The 5,189-nt window shown below is 66.6% G+C and carries 6 protein-coding genes and 1 pseudogene; 3 read left to right on the forward strand and 4 right to left on the reverse strand.

All coding sequences use genetic code 11. The features are described from left to right. Window positions 1–16 precede the first annotated feature (16 nt). Both FLX08_RS39510 and FLX08_RS39515 read right to left on the reverse strand, forming a co-directional pair. Window positions 17–613 carry a hypothetical protein gene (locus tag FLX08_RS39510; protein WP_142625378.1) on the reverse strand — a complete coding sequence of 199 codons (597 nt, stop codon included), beginning with the start codon at window positions 611–613 and terminating at the stop codon, window positions 17–19. Continuing rightward, window positions 582–1,097 carry a hypothetical protein gene (locus tag FLX08_RS39515; protein WP_142625379.1) on the reverse strand — a complete coding sequence of 172 codons (516 nt, stop codon included), beginning with the start codon at window positions 1,095–1,097 and terminating at the stop codon, window positions 582–584. The genes FLX08_RS39510 and FLX08_RS39515 overlap by 32 nt, the downstream gene beginning before the upstream one ends. Window positions 1,098–1,484: 387 nt before the next feature. Between FLX08_RS39515 and FLX08_RS39520 the strand changes: the two are divergent. Together FLX08_RS39520 and FLX08_RS39525 are read left to right on the forward strand one after the other, a co-directional pair. Continuing rightward, a pseudogene (locus FLX08_RS39520) lies at window positions 1,485–1,679 on the forward strand (hypothetical protein); the annotation flags it as partial. Between the two features lie 106 nt (window positions 1,680–1,785). Then, window positions 1,786–3,489, forward strand: a complete 1,704-nt coding sequence (locus FLX08_RS39525) for a hypothetical protein (protein WP_142625380.1) — start codon at window positions 1,786–1,788, stop codon at window positions 3,487–3,489. Here FLX08_RS39525 and FLX08_RS39530 read toward each other — a convergent pair. Beyond that, entirely contained in the window at window positions 3,467–3,961 is a 495-nt protein-coding gene (locus FLX08_RS39530) for a PaaI family thioesterase (protein ID WP_142625381.1), read from the reverse strand. The two genes, FLX08_RS39525 and FLX08_RS39530, sit on opposite strands and share 23 nt — an antisense overlap. A gap of 76 nt (window positions 3,962–4,037) precedes the next feature. Between FLX08_RS39530 and FLX08_RS39535 the strand changes: the two genes are divergently transcribed. Continuing rightward, window positions 4,038–4,760: an MgtC/SapB family protein gene (locus tag FLX08_RS39535; RefSeq protein ID WP_244313234.1), complete on the forward strand. Its 723-nt coding sequence runs from the start codon at window positions 4,038–4,040 to the stop codon at window positions 4,758–4,760. Here the strand turns inward: FLX08_RS39535 and FLX08_RS39540 are convergent. Further along, window positions 4,757–5,189, reverse strand: a 433-nt coding sequence (locus tag FLX08_RS39540; protein WP_142625382.1) for an ester cyclase, incomplete at its 5' end; no start/stop codon positions are given. The genes FLX08_RS39535 and FLX08_RS39540 overlap by 4 nt on opposite strands.

A 5,189-nucleotide genomic window follows, 5' to 3' on the forward strand; every position in this document is an offset into this window, starting at 1 on the left:
AGAACCAAGGATCAGTTTAGGTTTTCGTCACGAACGCGTTCTGATTGCCGTTGAGCCAGTCACTGGTCAGCAAAGCGCCGCTTGTCAACGATATCAAGGCAAGGAGCGCAGAGTCTCGATTGGCCCCTGGCGATGTCTGCCAAGCAGAGCGAACCGCTGTGATGCCCTCGGCGAGGGGTGTCGCATCTTCCAGTTCCGGCTCGCGCAGCACATCGGTCATGCGCAACATTATCTTCCCATTGCAAGCGTAGAAGAAGCGGCGCTGTACGGCGCCAGCCTCCCAGCGCATACCCCAGATGAAGGAATTCTTCCCAAGAATTCGCACAAGTCGCTCCTGAGTGCCAACCAGATCATAGGTGTCAAAGAAGAAGTAGCCTCCCTCGAAAAAGTCAAGATAAATCTGTGGTCCTTCCTCATCAACTTCCATCGCCTCTTTGAGGCAAACTTCTTCAAGATGGAAATCGTGAACACCGGAGACCAGGTCTCCTATGTATTCAACAGAGTGATTCTCGCCCATTGGCTCAATTATCGTCCAGGCGACAGGATTCCACAGTATCCATTCGTCCGCAGCGAGGACGGAGTCATAATGAGCGATCAATTCTTGGGCATTCACGGCAAGCTCCACTAGCATTGATAGGGGCGATGGTGTCGCCGCCGAGCGACAGGGCAAGGTCCGCTTCGATGTCCTTCGGCCGCAGGACTCCGTCCTGTTCGATCGAAGTCGGATCGATCTGCTGCGACACGTCGTTCTTCTTGACCCGGATGGGTGTGCTGTGCAGCTCAGCGTGCACGGTCTTGCCGTCGGGGTTAGCAAAGTATGTGCCACTTTCGGAGCGCAGCCCTTCGATCTCGACGCGTGTGTTGTCCCTCTTGGCCTGGGCCAGCGCGGCCCCCATCGGGGTGCTGAGATCGGTCGGCTGTGTTATAGGAACAGTGGATGGCGTGGGACCCTCGGCGGTGGCCGGCACTGTGAGCAGTGAGACGGGCAGCGCCATGGCTGCGATCAGGGCAGCACGGCAGCGCGTCCGGGCTAATATGCCGGACATCAATCGTCGTGTTTTCACTCCGGCCTTTCTGCAGGCAAACGGAGTGATCATGACATAGGTTTTGAGCCGTAAGCAAGGACGCGGCTGCAGTGAAACAGGTGTCGAAGGCAGACGACATTGGTCTATCGGAAGCCCCGGGGACCAACGAGCCAAAGCGGCTCTCCTGCACGATCGCCGGCCGGGCGCGGGTCATCCAGAGCCTGATCAAGCGACATTTGTGAACTGCGCCGAGTTTCGTGGAGGCCGGGTGAGGGCGCGTATCGTGTTGTGATCAATTTTGGGATTCGCCCTTAAGGTCGATCACCCCGAGGTCCTCCGGCCTCCAGGTCGCGCTTTGTCATGGTCACAGCCTGCTACAACTCGACTCGCCCTATTCATACCATGTTGAGATGTTCATCCCTGTGTGTCCCACTTGAGCTTGAGACAGAGAGAGGCAGCAAGGATGGCCGGCCCGTCGGCCACGATGCCGAGCTCCACAAGAAGCGCAACGCCGTGGAGCGCCTGATCAACAAGCTGAAGGCCTGGCCAGGCATCGCCACCCGCTACGACAAGACCCCCGCGGGCTACCTCGCCAACCTCCACCTTCGTGCCACGATGATCTGGATCAGAGACCTCACCCGGACCACCCCTTGATCACAACCACATACACGCTTTAGCTCCTCCTCCGCCGTGCGATGCGCCGCTCCGGACACCGCTCCTTCCGGGCAAATCCTGGCGGTCGCGGCACTAGGCTGGCGGGGTGACAGACCGCATCGAGGCAGCCGCCGCTGAACTGCGTCCCCTGCTCCAAGAATTCATCCTCTGGGCGCCGGACAACGCACCCGGCAGCGACCCCGATCTCGTGGGCCCCGTCGCCCTGTGGCATCGGCTGATCGCCCGCGACGACGTCGGGCTGTGGAAGCGCGGCGACCTGCGCACGGTCCTGCTGGAGCGCATGCCCCAGGTGGTCGAGGACCCGGACGCCGCCGCGGACGGCATGGTCCCCGCCGTCCGGGCCTATCTGACCTTCCTGTCGTCCACCGGGCGGCTCTCGCCGGGCTCGGCGCCCCTGGAGACCCTGCTCACGGAGCTGGACGAGGTCGAGGACGACTTCGTGGACGCGATGGAGGACGCCATCGCCGAGCGCGACTGGGACGAGGAGGAGGACGAGCTCGACGAGGACGAGGCCGACGAGGGCCTCGGCGACTTCGAGCCGTTCGCCGACGAGATCGCCGCCCTGCCCACGATCAGACTGCGTCCCGACACCGAGCTGGCCGAGGCGGCCCGCGGGGTGACGCTCATCGCGCAGGCCCGCGATCTGGCGCTGTGGGTCGGCACCGGGCGCAAGGTGGGCGAGGAGACGCTGCTCGCCGAGTCCGAGGTGGACGAGGCGGTGCGCACGCTCGGCCTGCCCGACGCGCGCAACATCTGGAACCTGTGGAACCTCGCGATCGACCTGGAGTTCCTCGCCCCCGACGGCGACGACACGGTCAGCGTCGACTCCGACACCGCCGCCTGGCCGTTCGAGGACGACGACGACGTCCTGGACGCCTGGATGCTCGGCCTCCACTCGCTCGACTACGGCGACCCTGAGCTGGACGACGACGACCTCACGCTGGCCTTGTCGGGCCTGACCCGCGCGCTGCTGATCCGCGTGCTGCTGGCCGGCGGCACGCGGCCGGTGTCCTCGCTGCGGGAGGAGCTGGCCGAGGCGGCGGCGGAGTACGACGACCTGGGCGCCGACGCCTGGGCCGCGGCCGGTGACCCGCTCGCCTCCGTGCTCGCCTGGCTGACCGGCTACGGCATGGTCACCGTCGACGGCGACGTGGTGACCCTCACGCCGCTCGGCACGGAGGGCCTCGTCCACATGCTGGACGACGAGGACATCGAGATCGACGCCCGGCCCGCCATCGACGCCATGACCGCGCTCGACCTGCTGTCGTTCAGCGCCGACATGTCCGAGGAGGAGGCCGACGAGGAGTTCGCGGCCTGGCTCGCCCTGCGCAACCCGGAGGGGGCCGCCGCCGAGCTGCTCGAAGCCGCCGCCGAGGAGGAGGCCGACGCCCTCGTGCGGGTCCAGGCCGCCAGCCTGGTGGGCTCCCTGGGCGAGGCCGCCGTCCCCGCCTGGCAGGAGGCGCTCAAGGAGCCCTCGCTGCGGCCGTACGCGGCGACGCACCTGACCCAGATGGACGTCGAGGACGCCCCGGAGCCGACTCAGGCGGACACCCACTGGCTGATCCTCGACATGTGGACGATCTCCGCCGGGCTCGGCAGGCCGGAGTTCGTGTCCAGCCTGCACGACATCGGCCCGGCGCAGACGCTCATCGGGCTGCTCGACGTGATCTGGAAGGTCCACCACCCTCACGTCGAGGAGCTGCTGGACCTCATCGGCGAGACCCATCCGGACAAGCAGGTGGTCAAGGCCGCCAAGCGGGCGCTGTTCAAGGCGCGGTCGGGAAGATAGCGCAGGTCGTCGTGCCGTGGGCGTACAGCTTGCCGTCGCTCACGGCCGTCAGCCGCGCCTCGGCGGTCGCGACCGTCCTGCCGACGTGCAGGGCGGTCGCCTCGCACCTCAGGACTCCTGTGTGCGCGAAGGCGGGACGCACCATGTGGACGTTGAGCTGCGTGGTGGTGTAGCCCCGGCCGGCGGGCAGGCGGCTCATGACCGCGCAGCCCAGCGCCGAGTCGAGCAGCGTCGCGAAGTAGCCGCCGTGGACCGAGCCCAGGGGGTTGTACTGGTGCTCGCCCGTCTCCCCCTCGAAGACCGCGACGCCCAGCTCCACGTGGACGAGGGTGAAGCCCAGCGTGCCGGCGATAGGAGGCGGCGGGAACTGCCCGGCGAGCAGCGCTCGCAGGAAGTCGATCCCGCTCATGTCGGCCGGAGGCGTGGTCGTCGGAGCCCACGTATGCGTACGGGTGTTCGCTGTCGTCGTCATGAGTCTGATTTTCGAACTCAGGGTTCCCGGACGCAAATCGTGCACGTCCGCAGGTGAGAAAACCTAGTCTTGTCGTGTGATAGCGACATCACTGAGCGTGGGTGGCGGCCCCGGCTGGCAGCAGGGCGTCGATCTCGCCCTCGCGCTCGTGTTGTCGGCAGCGATCGGCCTGGAGCGGGAGATCCGGCAGAAGAGCGCCGGGTTACGCACGCACACGCTCGTGGGGTTCGGCGCCGCGCTGTTCATGCTCGTGTCGAAGTACGGCTTCTCCGACATCCTCGGCGAGTCGGTGGTGCTCGATCCGTCCCGGGTCGCGGCCCAGATCGTCTCCGGCATCGGCTTCATCGGCGGCGGGCTGATCTTCGTACGCCGCGACGTCGTCAAGGGGCTGACCACCGCCGCCGCCGTGTGGCTCACCGCCGCGGTCGGCATGGCCGCGGGAGCGGGCCTCTGGTGGCTCGCCGTCCTGGCCACCGTGGGGAACTTCGTCGTGATGCTGGGGCTCACCCCGCTGGCCGCCCGGCTCCCCCGCTCCAAGCACGCCCAGTCGCGGCTACGCCTGTCGTACGCGGACGGACGGGGCGTGCTGCGCCAGGCCCTGGCCGAGTGCACGGGCCTGCGTTTCGTGGTCGACGAGCTGTCGCTGGAGCAGCCCGGCAGGAGCCACGACGCCGGCACGGTCACGGTCACCCTGCTGATCCACGGGCCGGGCTCGATCGCGGACCTCACGAGCAGGCTGGCCGAGATAGAGGGCGTGGTCGCCGCCGCCTGTGAGGACGCCAACTCCCAGCACTTCTAGTCCGGTGGCTGTTCAGCTGGCGGCGGGTAGAGCCCGAGCTGCGCGAGCAACTCCAGTTGGTCACAGTAGAACTGATAGCCGATCACCAGCCCGTCCTCGACGGTGGTGATCTCGCAGGCGCGCAGGTGGAATCGACGCCCCGTCGCCTCGATCTCCTCACCGGTCGGCAACAGCAGCGGACCCTTGTGCGTGCCGGTCAGCGTCACCTCGTTGATCGCGCAGTCGCCGACGTCCGTCTGGCGCCAGATCAGGTGGTGACAATCCGGAAAGGCGACGAAGAACCTCTCCAGGTATGACGCGACCTCCATGCGCCCGTCCGCCGTGCCCTCCGGGCCCACGATCGCGCCCCGCGGATGAAACAGCAGCACCGCGCCTTCGACGTCATGAGCGTCCAAGGCATGGGTGTAGCCCCGACCGGATTCGCGCCCG

Source organism: Microbispora hainanensis, assembly GCF_006874475.1.
Classification (GTDB): domain Bacteria; phylum Actinomycetota; class Actinomycetes; order Streptosporangiales; family Streptosporangiaceae; genus Microbispora; species Microbispora hainanensis.